Source organism: Halorussus vallis, assembly GCF_024138165.1.
In the GTDB taxonomy this organism is placed as follows: domain Archaea; phylum Halobacteriota; class Halobacteria; order Halobacteriales; family Haladaptataceae; genus Halorussus; species Halorussus vallis.
In genome coordinates this window covers 3,890,936-3,904,443 of the sequence record NZ_CP100000.1, presented here as the reverse complement: position 1 = coordinate 3,904,443, position 13,508 = coordinate 3,890,936, and the positions used below count along the sequence as shown (strand labels likewise).

Genomic DNA, 13,508 nt, shown 5'->3' with positions numbered 1-13,508 from the left:
ACTACCTCGGGTTGTTCCGCACTTCGGCGCTGATGGTCGTGCCGTTCGCACTCGTCAGCTGGACGGTGTCGGCTTGTGGGACGTCGACGACGTAGGACCCGGTCGCGTTGAGCGTCCGACTGTCGACATCGTACGTCCCCGCGTCGCCGACGATCTCGATGGTGATCGTGTCGTCGGCGTTCCCGTTGAGTCCCTCCAGCGCGACGCAGACCGCGGGCGTGTGGTAGCCGTCGACCGAGGCGGACACTGTCTCGGACGCACCGAACGTCTTCGAGGTCGCGAGGACGGTGCTGGCGTCCCACGCCGGCATGGATTAGGCCTCCTCGTCGGAGTGGTACGCGCAGGGAAGGTCTCGACCACACACCTCTCCGTCGGACTTGACGACGTCGCAGGTGTTGGATCCGTCTTCGCCTTCGGTGGTCTCCTCCTCGTCGGACGCTGGTTCATCAACCAGCGACTCCTTGACCTCGGCGGCGCGTGCCTCGATGTCGCGGACGTACTCGAAGTCGCCGCGCTCCTCGCAGAGGTACGCGGCCATCTCCTCGTCGACGTCCACCTGATCTCCGATCTCGAATCGGCGGTCGAGCGGCCGGAGGTACACCAGGCCACCGTCGGTTTTCTCAACTCGTGGCATGGTCAGGCACTCCCGGTCGCGATGACGACCCAGCCGCTGGCGGTTCCGTCGACGTTGCAGACGGTCGCAGTCGCGCCCGCGCTCGTGATGTTCGCCGGGCCCGTCCCGACGAAGTCCGCATCGGTGAACGACAGCGTCGGCGTAGCCGCGCCGCCGTTGTGGACGACGGTGACCACACGGCCAGCCTCCGCGGCGCCGCTGAGGTCGACCGTGTTCGTCCCGTCCGCAGTGACGACGTGAACGTCCGTGTCGGCGCCGACCACCGTGTCTGCGGCGTTCGCCGGACTGTCGGTGACCACGTTGCCCACCGCACCATCGGCGAGATGCTTGCCGTTCTCGTAGCGCTCACGGATCTCTGCGTTGGTGGTTGGTCCAGCCATCGGTTACCAGCCTCCGGGTTCGAACGCGTACGTCTCCGAGTCGAGCGTGACGCTGGTCGCTTCGGTCATTCCGCCACCGTCGACGGTGTAGGCCAGGTTGACGGTGTTCGAGTCCCAGACCTTGGTCACGACTGCATTGTGCTCTGCCCCGTCTGTGTCGACGAACGTCCCGAGGTCGCCCTTTTCAGGTCCATCGTCGTCGTCGAGGTCGTCTGCGATTCGACGGATCTCCTGGCGTTCGTGGTCGTCGAGACGGAGCCGGTGCTCGGCGTTTCCGTTGGTGCTGACAAGGTACTCGGTACCGTGCTCGTCAGTCTCGGTGTAGAGTGTCATCTCAGATTACTCCGTTAGGCCGCCGGGTCCGCGATGTTCTTCACGAGCACGCCGGCCTGCATCCGCTTGATCTGGAAGTCGAACTGGCCCTCCAGCCAATTCCGGGAGTGCAGCCGGTTCTCGTGGACCTTGTCGGTGTCCGTCGTCTGGTCGAGCTCCATCTGCTCGAAGAGCCCGAACGCAAGGTTCTCGGGGTCCGTGAGCATCGCGTAGCTGGTCGGCCAGCCGTTCACGCCAACGACGTCGTAGCTGAACGGCGTGATGTCGGAGTCGCCGAAGATGACCGCCGAGCCGAGCGGGTCTTCGCGCTCGGTCAGGCTCATGGTGTAGGCCTGGACCTGGTCGGGGTTGCAGAGGAACTTGACACGGTCGGGGTCGCGGAACCGCGAGTCGAGCGTCGTGATTGTGTCGTCGAACATCTGCGTGTCGACCGACGCGCCAGCCATATCGACCTGCGGCATCGTGCTGGTTTCCGCGTCGGCCGTGTCCTCAAGGCCGATGCGGTCCGACGCCGAGTCGCTTCCTTCTGCGATGGCGAGCCAGCCGTTCCACGTGGTGTCGAGTTCGGCCGCACCGCCGATGGACTGGAGGTTGCCGCTAGATGCACCGGCGCGGATGCCGATGAGGCCGATGTCGTTGCCCCAGCGCTGGACGAACTGGTCGATGATGTAGTCGCCGAACTGGTCGGGCCCGTAGTGCGTGTTCTTCAGCGCGTCGCGCTTGGGCTCGACGAGGATGTAGTACGACTGGTCCGTCGCGTTGAACTTGACTTCGCCCGACTCCGCCGCGGAGTTCGTCGTCCGAGAGGCCTCCTCGGCACGAGCGTGGCCGGAGAGTCGCGGGACACCGAACTGCGGGACTTCCTGCTCGAGGCGAGCCAGCGTCATGGTGTCCGCCATGCCGAGGATGTTGACCTCCTTCTGCATCCGGTCGAGGAACTCCTCGGTGACTGCGCTCGGAAGCTGGAAGCCGTCGAGTTCCGTCAGCCCGATGTCCTTCTGCGAGAGAGTCGCCTGCTGGTTCTGCTGCCGTACTGCGTCGATAGTGGTGTTCGTTCCCATGTAGAAATCGCTCCGTTAGGACAGCGCCTTCCCGATCGCGGTGAGGCCGTCTTCGTCGTTCTCGTCCGTTTCAGCCGAGGCTTCCAGCTGGTCGCTGTAGCCGGACTGCTGGCTGATGGTGTCGATGCGCTCGGCCTGCTCGTCGATGTCCGACTTTAGGGACTTCGCCCACTCGGGCGCGTCCTCCATCGGGTCGACGTCGTCGCTGGCATCCTTCTCGCCCTCGTCGCCGTCGGTGTCGGCGAGGTCGTCGATGCGCTTGGACTGTTCGGTGAGCTGTTCCTGGAGTTCCTTGGCCCACTCGGGGGCTCGGTGTCGTTCTCGTTGGTCATGTCGTCAGCGGTCTCCGTGCCGCTCTCGTCGTCCGGCGTGTCGCCGCCGGCGGCGTTCTTGTCGTTCTCTACCTCCTCGTCCTCGTTCTCGTCGTCCTCGTCTTCGTCGCCGTCGTCGGCCCACGTCCGGGCGCTGTGCTCGGAGAGATCGAAGGTCGTGTCCTCGCGATCGGTGAATCGTGTCATGCCGTGGTCGACGCCGGCGTCCTGGAGGACATCCAGACTGGCGTCGATGGTGGCATACAGGCGGTGGCGGTTCGCCGTCGAGAGCGTGCGGCCCTCCTTGTCGATCGGGTCCACCTGCAGGCCGGATGCGCCGAACAGCGTCTTCGCTGCCTTCGCGTTCAGCGTGTCCATCTGCTCAGTGGTGTTGCCGGTCGCCTGTTCGAGGTCACTGGTACTCCCGTAGATGCTGACGTGCGGCTCGTCCAGCTCGTCCGGGAACACCTCGTTTCGCCAGTCGACGTACACGTCGCTGTTCGGGAAGTCGACCCCGATTCCGAGGACCTCGTCCTCGTAGTTCTCGGCCTTGTCCTCTGGGGCGACAACGCGGAAGATGTCCGCCTCGAAGCCGCCCGCGTCTTTCTCGCGACCGCGGTCCGGGGCCTCGGACACCGCCTTGTCGTCATCGGTCCCGGAGAGTACTCTGAGGAACGCCTTTCCTGCAGACGCGAGCAGGCCCTTCGAGCCGGGCTCGCCCGCGCCCTCGACGTCGACCGCGCGGTTGAGGTACTCCCAGAGGCGCTCGGCCTCGTCATCGGAGTGACCGCGCTGCTGGGCTTCCTCGATGAAGCCGTCGCGGTTGCCGAGGTGGTCGGCGAGTCGCTTCTCGGCGTCGGCCTTCGTCTCCAGAATCTGAGCGTCTGGTACCGCCGGGATGTCGACGGCCGAGACCTCGCGGATGATGCCGTCGACGAGCTCCCATACGAGGGCGTCCTCGGGAGCGTCGTCAGGGAGGGAGACCTCGTCGGGGAGTTCGTCCTGCTCCATCGGGCCATCCCACGAGACGTTGATGGCGCCGATCGAGTAGCCTTCGAGGATGCCGTCGTCGACGAGGCTCCAGAGCTCCTCGTCCTCGAACTTCCAACTCTGAACCCACGCACCTTCGGGGGCGGTCGTGCCACCGATGTCCGTGGCTTCGTCGAGGACCTCGTTGCGTTCGAGCGAGGCGTGTTCGTCGGGGAACACGGCGTGCATGACGCCGCCGCCGGCTTCGCCGACCGCCTCGAAGTTCTCGAACTGCTCGGCGAACTGGGCGATCGTCTCCGGTCGCTCCCAGTCGCCCTGGAGGTCGACCGCCCAGGGCACCATCACGATTCCGGTGGCGATCTGCTCCTGGTCGTCCTTCGCGACGAAGTCGACGTCCTTCCGGAGGGTCGACTTGTCGGACTTATTCACGGGGGGCATGTTTCAGCCCTCCTCATCTTCGTCGTCGGCGTCTGCGTCGGCGTCCTTGGTCTTCCCGAGCTTTTGGGCTCGACCGGTCGAGAGGACGCCGCGCTTCTCGCCGCGCGCTATGTCTTTTTCCGTCATGGTGGTCGAAAAGTCAGTTCAGCCCGGTCGAACCTCACACAGGGGAGTCGGGTCGCTCCCTGGATCATCGGCAGTTGGGCGATATGTTAAGTGGTTACAGAATAGCTACACTTCATATGGGTTATGGGCAGAACTACGGGTCGAATTACGGAATATCAACACCGAGTGAAGCTGCTGATGCCTTTAGCAGATTCTTAGATGTATTACCATCCTTGGAGGATCTGGTTCAACAAATCGTAATCCGCCTGATTTGGGAGTTCTTATCCTCCGAGATACCCTTTGAACAGATCTTGCGAGCAATCAACTTGCTCTGGGAACAGCTCCAGAATAGTGAACTGTGGTGACCCGTGTCGGCACCAGACGGTCGAGGTCTTTACATTGATGAAACCTATGCAGGAATGTCGTCCGGGACGTCCTCCGAGTCCGGCGCCGGGCCCTCGGGCAGTCGGTCGTGGAAGTTCGTGATCTCCACGTAGGGGTACTCCAGTCGGATGGAGTCGTAGTGGTAGCTCCCGTGGCTGGAGGCGTTCACGAGGCCCGCCCACTCCGTCGTCGGGACGTTCACGTACGCGTACAGCGAGTTCTGTCCCTCCTCGCGCTTGAACGAGAGGAAGAGCTCCTGCTCGCCGAAGTCGTAGAGGCCCTCGTCGAGGTTCGAGCTGTTGAACTTCGTCTGCTCGATCGGGTCCTTGCTGACCAGGTCGGCCTTGACGTCGGCCCAGTCGCGCTCGCCGATCTTGTTGTGCTCGGGCGGCGCCGCTGCGGCGCGCACCTGCTCGGGTCCTCCCGACGGTGTCCCGCTACCGACTGGCTGGGTGTCGCTGCCGACGTCCGCGACGAGCGTCTGGCCGTCGACGGGATGGTCCTCGGGGAGCGGGTCCTCGCCGACCATCTCCAGCGCCCGGTTGACCGGAATCGCCCCCCGAACCGCCTGGATCTTCCGGCGAGCGACCTCGGCCTCTTCCTTCGGCTGGTCGGCGCCGCGGAGCTCGTACTCGATGGTCCAGTCCGAGACGCCGAACGCCTTCTGGTGGATGATCTGGTAGAGCCGCTCGGCGAACTTGTGCTGCTCCGGCGCGATGATGTTCGTCGCGAAGTCGTGGACCTGCTCCTTCGAGTTCGCCCGGTTCGACGTCTCGGTCACACCGATGAGGATGGGCGGGACCTCGTGAACCTTCGCGATCTCGTGTTCGTTCTTCTCGCGGAACTGCCGGAAGTCCATCTCCTCGCTGATACCCTGGCCGAGCGGTTCGAGTTCTATCTCGACGTCCTCGTCCAGGTGGGACTGGAACTTCTCGACCTCGAGAACGACCGTTCGATGAGACTCCTCGCGAAGGCCGTAGAGCATCTGGCGGAGGTCGCGCTTGGACTCCTCGGAGAGCTCTCCGCCAGTCACCTTGATGACCAGGCGGGGAATGGTGTCGTTGTCGAAGAACTCGCGGTTGTAGTCCTTCGCCGCCTCGTCCGCGGAGATCGTCCGGATAGCGGACACCCAGTCGGGGATGCCATAGTCCTGCTCCAGGGGACTCGGGTTGCGGATGAAGATGAGTTCGTTCGCCGGCCCGTTGTCGAGCGCTTCCGCGCTCCCCTTCGCGACGTCGCCGTTCTCTTTGTCGACGAAGATGGGCTCGCGGTCGTCGTCCCCTTGGCCGCGGTACCGGTCGCCGGCGACGCCGAAGAAACGCCGGCGGCCGTTCCGGACTTGGACGTACCCGCGGGCTCGAAGGTCGTCGTTCGGCGCGTCATGGCCGATCGCTCGCTCGTCGTCCTCGCTGGCCCGGGGCTTCCGGACCCGGACAGTGTTCGCCGGGACGTGCGCGAGCCCGACCGGTTCTCCCTCCGCGTTCGCCAGGATCTCCAGACACGCCCAGCCAATCGAGTGGTAGTCCTGGCGGGCGAGTTCCTTCACCTCCTCGGGCGTCGTCGGCTCCGCCGACCGATGGGGGCCGGTGAGCCACCGGGAGTCCCGGCTACGCCAGAAGTCGGTGACCGTCTCGCGCTCGTCCTCGCTCGCGTCGTCCGGGTCGACGTCCTCGTGCGGGACGATGTCGAAGCCGAACCCGACCTCGTAGCGCGCCTTCTTGCGGACCGACGTGGCGTGCGTCTCGTTCAGTTCGAGGAACGCGGCGAGCCGGTCGGGGTTGTACGGTGGCTTGATGCCGATGCCGAGCGTACGGATGCGGCGCTCGGCGAGCTGGGTGCTGTTCTCGGCCTTCGAAGCGGTCTGGTTTGACCCGATACCCTCGACGTTCAGCGACACCTTCGAGCCATCGCTGTCGGATTCGTTCTTACTCATAGGTATGAAATTCCTGAAGTGTCATCGTCGTCGCCGGCGAGCGCGCCCATGCCCTCCAACCGGCGGATGCCCTGCTCGGCCATGTACCACGCCGCAATCAGGTCCGGCGTGTGGCCCGAGAGCTTCCCATCCTTGAGCTTGAGCGAGAGCGCGGCCTGGATGAAGTCCTCCGTCGGACCGTGGCCGCGGTAGAACTGGATGCCGCCGTTCCCGACGAGCGTCCGGAGCCGCGGGATGCCGTTCTCCCACGAGTGCTTCTTGCCCGTAGTTGGGATGCCCGTGACCTTCGACCGCAGCGACGCACTGAACTCGATGGCGTCGTTCGCGACGTACTGCTGCATCCCGTTCGACTCGATGACGACCATCGCCGGGTCGTACCGGTCGTCGAGGTCGAGGAGCTTCGCCCGGATCGCGCTGGGCTTCATCCCCGTCTCGGCGTGCGCGTCCAGGAGACGACGTCGACCGTCGCGACCGACGTGGAACACGACGAACGCCGCGTTGTCGCCGGTCGACGACTGCGCGGGGTCGTGTGCGACGACGGTCGCCTCGCCGGCGCCGGGCGTCATCTTGATAGGCGGGACTTGGTTCCGAATGGAGCAGCCGCCGTCGTCGACGAGCTGGTCGACGTCGGTTTTCTCGATGAGGTTCCCGCTCGCGCCCATGATGACCATGCAGAACTCCCGCCAGAACAGGTGCGGGCTCATCTGGGCGTACTTGTCCGCCAAGTACTGCGGCCCCCGTGCCTCCGGCCACAGGACGCGGACGGTGTCCCCGCCCTCGGAGAGCGGGTTGTCGACCTCCGTGTAGAGGTCCTCGGGTGGCCGGCGCTCCTCCCAGTTGTCGTCGTCCCCGAACTCTTGGTCCCAGACGTCGAGAATGGCTGGGTACTCGGTGAAGTCGTACGCCTCGCGGTCGGCGATGTGGCTGTAGATGTCGTCCGGGCGCTTGCGGGTGCCGATGATGGCGGTCTTCCCCGAGTCCTTGACCATCGGGACGGTGACGCCCTCGATCCACGTGAGGACGTTGTCCGTCTCACCGTCGCCGTGCTCCTTGATCAGGTCGTCGAGAATCAGCAGGTGCGACCGGTCGCCCTCGATAGCGCCGAACAGCCAACCGGCGTGGAGCACCGAGCCGTTCTGGAACTCCTTGACCTCCTTGGTGTCCTGGACCGGCTGGCTGTTCAGGTTCGTCAGCCAGGAGTTCCGCTCGACCAGCTTCCAGAACTCGGTGTCGGCCTTCTTGTGCGCCTGGCCCTGGGTGTTCGTAATCCAGTGCGCGCGAAACCCGTCGATGTACTCCAGGTGAGCGATGACGATGCCGAGCGTGGCCGTAGTCTTCAGGCTGTCACGGTGGGCGAGGAGGCCGACGTCCTTGTCCGACCGGAAGCGCTCGACCCAGTCGAGGTGGACGTCGGCGACCGGGATCCAGTCGTCGCGCTCGCCCTGCATGTACCCGTACGTGAGCTCGTTGAGGAACTCCTCCCACGGGCAATCCTCGAACGGGTTGAGAACCTCCCGGCGCCGCTCGGGCTCTTCGAGGTCACGCCAGATCTGCTCGGCCTGCTGGTCCGGGTCCAACTCGGCGAGCGCACTGTTCGGGTCGATGCTCATTCAGAATCACCATCCTCACGACGGCGTCGGAGGACCTCCCGCATGATGTCCTTCGTGCCCTCGTCGAGCGAGTGGTCGGCGTCGACGTTCGCGTCGACTTCGAGCTGGTCGGTGTTGTCGACGATGTTGAACTCTGCGAGCAGCTGGCGGGCCTCTCGCGTGAACCGCGGGTCGCCCGAGCGTTTGCCCTTCACGAGGTGCTCGAACGCGACCTCTGCGAGGACGTCCTTGATCTGCTCGGGGTCGTCGACTGCGTCGAGCATGTCGGCGAGCGCGTCCTCTTCGCGCTCGCTGAGGTCCGACCGGAAGTACTTGCTGAACGCACCGTGCTTGTAGTTCGGGTGGTCGGCGCCTTTCTTCGACTTCCCGCCGTGGGAGTCGCACTTCCCGTGCGGGCCGATCGCTGACTTCTTGCAGCGCTCGCCGGTGGACTTCGCGGTCGCTTCGCAGCGCCCGTGCTCGCCGTAGTTTCGGTCAGTCATTTGAGTCCTCCGAGGGGGTCCATGGGGTATCCGTCAGTTGGTGGGGGTCCATGGGGTCACCGCGGCGACGTGCGGGGACGTCGTGGGCCCGAGCGTGGACCGCGGGGTTGTTTCGTCTCGACGTCGCGGTCGTGCTCGCCGCCGAGGTGGCAGTTCTTGCAGCGCTTCCGGAGGTTGCTCGGGTGGCCGTTCGTGGGGTCGCCGTCGTGGTGGTGGTCGTCGACGCGGTCGGCGGTGTCGAGCGAGCGTCCGCAGCGAGGGCACTGTTCGCCAGCGCGATCGGCGTGGAGTCGACGGCGGTGGCGGTCGCGGAACTCAGGGTCGGAGGTCATCAGAAGTCGAGGAGGAGTTGGCGGGTGCATTCGCCACAGAGGGTGACGAGGTCTCCGGGCTCGTACCCGTGCTCTTTGAGGTGGTCGCCGTACGTGGTTGTTTTGAACCACTGCTCGCTGAACTCCGCGGTGAGCGCTGGCCGGTCCTGGGGTCCTTCGTCGCAGAAGCCGTCGCACTCGTAGATGTACGTCATCGGTCAGGTGTGTCGTTCGAAGCCGCGGGGGTCGAGGTTCTTCGAATCCCAGTTCTCGTGGACCCACGTGGTCGCGTCGTGCATGTCGACCTCCTTCAGGTGCGCTCGCGGGTGATGCTCCGGCGCCGGCTCTTCGTGGGCGACGAGCTCGACGCCCTCGCCGGTTTTGAAGCCCCGGATGTGGAGCTGACGGTGCGGGTGTGGCCGCGTCGGGTCGTAGAAGTACCGTCTGGCGTTGAGGTCCTCGCCGTAGTAGTGGTAAGAGAGCAACCAACCGGGGTTGTAGGACTGCTCGGCGAGCGTCGCGCGGACGTCCTCGACGGGCCTGTCGACGAGGCGGAGCGCTGCGTCGACCGTCGGACGCTCGACGGTGAACCAACGCCGGCGACCGGCGTAGATCACTCGGCGGAGGGCTCGCCACGGAACGCCGGCGAGCGGAACTTTACCGGTCTGTCGGTAGCGGTGGACGGTGCCGAGGAGTCCGACGAGCAGCGCCGCGACCGCTTGGGCGAGCGGGGAGTTGGCGAGGGTGAGGACGTGGTCGACGTTCATCGCTTCGACTCCGATCGCTGGGTGTCCGTCTTCTCGTCGGTCTCGGTCTTGTTGGCCGGGTCGCCTTCGCGGACGACCTGGATGCCCTTGACAGCGGCCAGTTCTCGGAGTTCAACGCCGTTGAGCAGCGCGGTAATCGCGAGCGCGGCGAGTGCGATGCTGGTCGGGTCGGCTCCTCGGTGGATCGCGTAGCCGGCGAGGCCGAGGATAAGGGTGGAGATGAACGCTGCTTTAAGGGCTTTCCATGCGCGGATGTCCATGTGTCTGGCGATTTCGCAGTTGTGGTCGATGACTTCCGTCGGGCAGAACCAGACGGGTTGTTTCGTACTCATGATGGGTTCGATGCTGGGGTCTACTCGTGAATCCGTTTCAGTTCACACCAGCACCCGGTCGAGTCGCGGATGCCGACGACAGTGACGTCGCCTTCCTCGCGGACTTGGAGTGGTGCTCCGAGCGCGAGTTCGATCGGTGGCTGGCGTTGCATGACTGGGTTCGTGTATCGAAAGAGTCCCTCAGCACACGGCGTCGCGAGGACGAACTGAGTTGGATAGGGGTGGATGACAGACTGGCCGCGCGCATCATCGGGACTACTGGTCTGTTTCAGTCCGTGGGTCGGTCCGAATGAAGTGGAGAATATCCTCGACTTGGTCGTCCGTCCAACGGCTTCCAAGTTGTTTAGCAGCGTTCGGGTCGATGCCGATGGGGTAGCCCGTAATCACCTCGTTGTCGTCGATGTTGACGACGAGTCGATAGGTGACGGCGTCGAACGTCTCTCGTAGCCAGTAGATGCTGTCGGTTCGCTTTCGACGGTCACCGCGTTCGATGCAGCCGTCGATGATCTCGCCGTCGAGGTGGCGCTTCCGGTCGGTGCCGGCGTCCGTCGTCTGCTGGCCGAAGTGGATTGACGGGTGGAACGCACTCGGCTCTCGTGGAACCTCGGGGGTGGGCGTGTCGGTGGACATCGCTGAGAAGGTTACGCGATCTTGAGGTGGCCGCGTTCGACGTGCTTGTCGAACGCCTGGTTGAACGTCCTGCGGATGGCGTTGGCGATATCGCCCGCGAGGAATTGGTCTCCTCTGCAGCTGGCGCCGCACTTCGGGAGAACCTCATCGCGTGGGGCGAGTTCGGCGGTGAGCTCACTCCCGCAGTGCGGGCAGACGGGGTCGACCACGGCGCGCATCCAGGCGACGTCGTAGCCGTCGCGGTGGAGGCGCTCGCAGAGCGCGTACCAAATCCATTCGTCGCGAGCGTCGCTTGCTCGCTTGAGCTGGTAGAGGTGGAGCGCGGCTCGCCGGAGCAGGTTGCGGTCGAGGTCGCCGTCGTGCATGCCGCGGTGGGTGCGTCGGAAGAACGTGATGAGCGCGCCTCTCGACGAGCAGTGTTCGCCGGTCGTGAGCAGTCCACTCTCGTCCTCGGGTGCTCGATAGGGGCGACGGCGCTCGTCCGGATGTCGGTCTTCCGAGAGACGGGCGCCGCTCTCCGGACAGATTGCATCCTGGCCCTTCATCGTATGTCACCGTCGAAGGAGGAGAAACCGCAGGCTGTCTCCCTCGGGGTCATCCGCCCCGTTGTGGGGCGTCCCGCGAGGGTGGCTTTGTCTCGGTGTTGTGGTAGGTGGCTGGTACAGATAACTCGTGGCGGTCGTAACATTATAAGTTTTCTCGATAATTTGCTTACGTTGTCAGCCAGATTACCACGAATAGCTTTCACTGGGCGAAACGCCATGGTCAGGCTTCACCTCGCTCCGACCGCATCCGCGCCAGCTTCTGCGACGCCGACAACGACTCCTCCTCAGTACTCCGCTCGTTCTTCCCCGACCCCTCGTACAACTTGACAGCGCGCTCCCGGCGCTCCTCCGCAGTCCAGTCGGGGAGGTTGCGCTCGCCGTGCTCTTCGAGGTACTGCTGGCGAGCGTCGAGCGCGTCCAACACTCGCTGGCGTCCCGGTTCGATGTCGTGCTCGTAGAAGTCGAGCGCGTCGGGGTCGACGGAGTCCGGCAGGTTCTGGATATCCTTCCCCCGCTGGAGTTTCCGTTCGACCGCGCGGTAGGCGTGGAGGACCGCCAACCGGTCGATGCCCTTGATACGGTCCCGAATCATCAGCGGGAGCTCGCCATCACTGCGGAGTGGCCGGTCGAGGAACTGAGCCGGGTTCTCCCCGATATCGTCCTTCAGCTTTCGGAACGCCTGCGCGTTCGAATCCGGCCTCACGCCGACTCACCACCTTCACCATCACCGAAGGGAGTGCTCCGCCGAAGGGTGAGTTGTGGCGTGAACCGCTCAATCAACTCCTTTGCCTCCTCGCTGTCCAGCGTTGTCGTCCTCCGCCGGAGGAACACGTTGTTGTAGACCGACGCGGTCAGCGTCTGGTCCTCGTACCCGATGTACGCGACCTCAGGGATCTCGTCGATTCGAAGGCAGATCTCCCCGCCGCTCGCGAACACCGCAAGCAGCCAGTCCTTCGGTTCCAACGACTCGAAGTCCGCCTCCTCCGACTTGCAGAACTCTCGGGCAACCGCGAGTTCCGTTGGGTGTTCTCGGTCTGCTGCGCCGAGCTCATAGCACACCGACTTGACTACTGTCGACGGCCAGACCCGTCCCTCGAGAGTCACGCCGACGCACCTCCCTCGACCGACTGCTGGAGACTCACTTGGCCGGACGACGATCCGAACACCACCGGTTCCGGAGTCTCGACCTCACGGCTTCCCGGCGCCGCGGTCACCGCTCGGAGGACTCGAAGCCACGACTCGATGCGCGGCCAGTGCTCGCGAACAGCGTCGAGATCCATCGGCCAGCCCTGGACCCGGCGGAGGGCCTCACCTCGCTCACCGTCGGGAAGGCCGACCGCTAACTCGGTCGCGAGACTTCGCACCGCGACCTCGAACGGCAGCTCGTCCTCGCCGTCGACGCGAACGAACCACGGTCGGATGTCCCAGTACCGCTCCTCGTCGTTCTTGAAGGAGAGGACGAGCCGGTAGCCGCCGGGCGTCTCCTCCAGGAGGCCCATGCCGACGAGCCAGTCGCGGTGGTTCTGCCACGTCCGACGCGAGACGTCGGCGCGCTCGACGAGCTCCGACACCGCAAGCGGACCCCTCGCCTCCAGGAGCGTCGCGACAAGCGACCGGACGCCCGGCGTCTCCCACGGCAGAACCCGTGTGACATCCAGTTCAGAGAGGCCGTACCGGACTTCCGACAGCCGGATGTCCCGCTGCTCGTCCTCCTCTTCTAAGGCGAACACTGCTTTCGCCGCATCGAACGGCGTCTCGACGAAGAGCCGGAGCGTCGAGACGGTCTCCCGGGTCACGTTGAGACCGCGGGCCGAGCACATCCGTTCGACGGCGCTCGCGAACCGCGGCCGAGTGAGGTCCCCCGTTGCTTCGACTGGAACTCGGACTCGGATGTCGGGCGCGTCCTCTCGGAGTTCGGCGGGCGAACCGAGGCGGTCGCGGAGATCCTCGACGAGCGCGTCCTCCTCTTGGCCGAGGTCGCCGACGATGCAGACGCGACCGATGAGCCGACCGAACGGGTCCTCGGCGTCGACGGTCGGGACGATCGCCGCGTCGTGCTTGTCGTCACGGGGCTCGAACAGCTGGCGGTAGACTGCCGAGTGACGGTACGTCGACTGGATGGAGACGCCGGTAACGAGGGATTTGACAAGGGTAAGCCGCTGTTCCTTCTTAAGTACGTCAGAACGCCCACCGTTCTGGCGGGGGAGGCGCACCTGCCGGACGACGTCGACGTCGACGAGGTCCAGGAGGTGGACCATCGTC

General features: G+C 64.9%; 19 protein-coding genes. All 19 read right to left on the bottom strand.

From position 1 onward, the window contains the following. Position 1: 1 nt before the first annotated feature. Positions 2–310, bottom strand: a complete 309-nt coding sequence (locus NGM07_RS19810; RefSeq protein WP_253514868.1) for a hypothetical protein — start codon at positions 308–310, stop codon at positions 2–4. A gap of 3 nt (positions 311–313) precedes the next feature. Further along, a complete protein-coding gene (locus tag NGM07_RS19805; protein ID WP_253514867.1) occupies positions 314–634 on the bottom strand; it encodes a hypothetical protein in 321 nt (106 codons plus the stop codon). A gap of 2 nt (positions 635–636) precedes the next feature. Then, a complete protein-coding gene (locus NGM07_RS19800) occupies positions 637–1,014 on the bottom strand; it encodes a hypothetical protein (RefSeq protein WP_253514866.1) in 378 nt (125 codons plus the stop codon). 3 nt (positions 1,015–1,017) lie between these two features. Continuing rightward, entirely contained in the window at positions 1,018–1,347 is a 330-nt protein-coding gene (locus tag NGM07_RS19795; protein ID WP_253514865.1) for a hypothetical protein, read from the bottom strand. A gap of 14 nt (positions 1,348–1,361) precedes the next feature. Further along, entirely contained in the window at positions 1,362–2,408 is a 1,047-nt protein-coding gene (locus NGM07_RS19790; RefSeq protein ID WP_253514864.1) for a hypothetical protein, read from the bottom strand. 15 nt (positions 2,409–2,423) lie between these two features. Further along, the gene (locus NGM07_RS19785) at positions 2,424–2,597 is read right to left on the bottom strand and encodes a hypothetical protein (protein WP_253514863.1); all 174 of its coding nucleotides are present in this window, start codon (positions 2,595–2,597) and stop codon (positions 2,424–2,426) included. Next, positions 2,564–4,147: an XkdF-like putative serine protease domain-containing protein gene (locus tag NGM07_RS19780; protein ID WP_253514862.1), complete on the bottom strand. Its 1,584-nt coding sequence runs from the start codon at positions 4,145–4,147 to the stop codon at positions 2,564–2,566. The genes NGM07_RS19785 and NGM07_RS19780 overlap by 34 nt, the downstream gene beginning before the upstream one ends. 3 nt (positions 4,148–4,150) lie before the next feature. Then, positions 4,151–4,273: a hypothetical protein gene (locus NGM07_RS25370; RefSeq protein ID WP_256524396.1), complete on the bottom strand. Its 123-nt coding sequence runs from the start codon at positions 4,271–4,273 to the stop codon at positions 4,151–4,153. Positions 4,274–4,661: 388 nt separating this feature from the next. After that, positions 4,662–6,569, bottom strand: a complete 1,908-nt coding sequence (locus NGM07_RS19775) for a phage portal protein (RefSeq protein WP_253514861.1) — start codon at positions 6,567–6,569, stop codon at positions 4,662–4,664. Beyond that, positions 6,566–8,179 carry a phage terminase large subunit family protein gene (locus NGM07_RS19770; RefSeq protein WP_253514860.1) on the bottom strand — a complete coding sequence of 538 codons (1,614 nt, stop codon included), beginning with the start codon at positions 8,177–8,179 and terminating at the stop codon, positions 6,566–6,568. The genes NGM07_RS19775 and NGM07_RS19770 overlap by 4 nt, the downstream gene beginning before the upstream one ends. After that, entirely contained in the window at positions 8,176–8,661 is a 486-nt protein-coding gene (locus NGM07_RS19765; protein WP_253514859.1) for a hypothetical protein, read from the bottom strand. Before NGM07_RS19765 ends, NGM07_RS19770 begins: the two co-directional genes overlap by 4 nt. A 56-nt stretch (positions 8,662–8,717) precedes the next feature. Then, a complete protein-coding gene (locus tag NGM07_RS19760; RefSeq protein WP_253514858.1) occupies positions 8,718–8,993 on the bottom strand; it encodes a hypothetical protein in 276 nt (91 codons plus the stop codon). Further along, positions 8,993–9,187: a hypothetical protein gene (locus tag NGM07_RS19755; RefSeq protein ID WP_253514857.1), complete on the bottom strand. Its 195-nt coding sequence runs from the start codon at positions 9,185–9,187 to the stop codon at positions 8,993–8,995. The genes NGM07_RS19760 and NGM07_RS19755 overlap by 1 nt, the downstream gene beginning before the upstream one ends. A 3-nt stretch (positions 9,188–9,190) precedes the next feature. Further along, entirely contained in the window at positions 9,191–9,739 is a 549-nt protein-coding gene (locus tag NGM07_RS19750; protein ID WP_253514856.1) for a hypothetical protein, read from the bottom strand. Then, positions 9,736–10,071, bottom strand: a complete 336-nt coding sequence (locus tag NGM07_RS19745; protein WP_253514855.1) for a hypothetical protein — start codon at positions 10,069–10,071, stop codon at positions 9,736–9,738. Before NGM07_RS19745 ends, NGM07_RS19750 begins: the two co-directional genes overlap by 4 nt. A gap of 255 nt (positions 10,072–10,326) precedes the next feature. Then, positions 10,327–10,701 carry a hypothetical protein gene (locus NGM07_RS19740; protein ID WP_253514854.1) on the bottom strand — a complete coding sequence of 125 codons (375 nt, stop codon included), beginning with the start codon at positions 10,699–10,701 and terminating at the stop codon, positions 10,327–10,329. Positions 10,702–10,712: 11 nt separating this feature from the next. Next, positions 10,713–11,246: a hypothetical protein gene (locus tag NGM07_RS19735; protein WP_253514853.1), complete on the bottom strand. Its 534-nt coding sequence runs from the start codon at positions 11,244–11,246 to the stop codon at positions 10,713–10,715. A 220-nt stretch (positions 11,247–11,466) separates the two neighbouring features. Beyond that, positions 11,467–11,949 (bottom strand): hypothetical protein, encoded by a 483-nt coding sequence (locus NGM07_RS19730; protein WP_253514852.1) that lies wholly within the window; start codon positions 11,947–11,949, stop codon positions 11,467–11,469. Beyond that, the gene (locus tag NGM07_RS19725) at positions 11,946–12,350 is read right to left on the bottom strand and encodes a hypothetical protein (RefSeq protein WP_253514851.1); all 405 of its coding nucleotides are present in this window, start codon (positions 12,348–12,350) and stop codon (positions 11,946–11,948) included. Before NGM07_RS19725 ends, NGM07_RS19730 begins: the two co-directional genes overlap by 4 nt. Positions 12,351–13,508 lie beyond the last annotated feature (1,158 nt).

Coding starts and splice junctions, on each gene's coding strand:
- NGM07_RS19810 (WP_253514868.1), bottom strand. CDS start 310: ATGCCGGCGTGGGACGCCAGCACCGTCCTCGCGACCTCGAAGACGTTC.
- NGM07_RS19805 (WP_253514867.1), bottom strand. CDS start 634: ATGCCACGAGTTGAGAAAACCGACGGTGGCCTGGTGTACCTCCGGCCG.
- NGM07_RS19800 (WP_253514866.1), bottom strand. CDS start 1,014: ATGGCTGGACCAACCACCAACGCAGAGATCCGTGAGCGCTACGAGAAC.
- NGM07_RS19795 (WP_253514865.1), bottom strand. CDS start 1,347: ATGACACTCTACACCGAGACTGACGAGCACGGTACCGAGTACCTTGTC.
- NGM07_RS19790 (WP_253514864.1), bottom strand. CDS start 2,408: ATGGGAACGAACACCACTATCGACGCAGTACGGCAGCAGAACCAGCAG.
- NGM07_RS19785 (WP_253514863.1), bottom strand. CDS start 2,597: ATGGAGGACGCGCCCGAGTGGGCGAAGTCCCTAAAGTCGGACATCGAC.
- NGM07_RS19780 (WP_253514862.1), bottom strand. CDS start 4,147: ATGCCCCCCGTGAATAAGTCCGACAAGTCGACCCTCCGGAAGGACGTC.
- NGM07_RS25370 (WP_256524396.1), bottom strand. CDS start 4,273: ATGACGGAAAAAGACATAGCGCGCGGCGAGAAGCGCGGCGTCCTCTCG.
- NGM07_RS19775 (WP_253514861.1), bottom strand. CDS start 6,569: ATGAGTAAGAACGAATCCGACAGCGATGGCTCGAAGGTGTCGCTGAAC.
- NGM07_RS19770 (WP_253514860.1), bottom strand. CDS start 8,179: ATGAGCATCGACCCGAACAGTGCGCTCGCCGAGTTGGACCCGGACCAG.
- NGM07_RS19765 (WP_253514859.1), bottom strand. CDS start 8,661: ATGACTGACCGAAACTACGGCGAGCACGGGCGCTGCGAAGCGACCGCG.
- NGM07_RS19760 (WP_253514858.1), bottom strand. CDS start 8,993: ATGACCTCCGACCCTGAGTTCCGCGACCGCCACCGCCGTCGACTCCAC.
- NGM07_RS19755 (WP_253514857.1), bottom strand. CDS start 9,187: ATGACGTACATCTACGAGTGCGACGGCTTCTGCGACGAAGGACCCCAG.
- NGM07_RS19750 (WP_253514856.1), bottom strand. CDS start 9,739: ATGAACGTCGACCACGTCCTCACCCTCGCCAACTCCCCGCTCGCCCAA.
- NGM07_RS19745 (WP_253514855.1), bottom strand. CDS start 10,071: ATGAGTACGAAACAACCCGTCTGGTTCTGCCCGACGGAAGTCATCGAC.
- NGM07_RS19740 (WP_253514854.1), bottom strand. CDS start 10,701: ATGTCCACCGACACGCCCACCCCCGAGGTTCCACGAGAGCCGAGTGCG.
- NGM07_RS19735 (WP_253514853.1), bottom strand. CDS start 11,246: ATGAAGGGCCAGGATGCAATCTGTCCGGAGAGCGGCGCCCGTCTCTCG.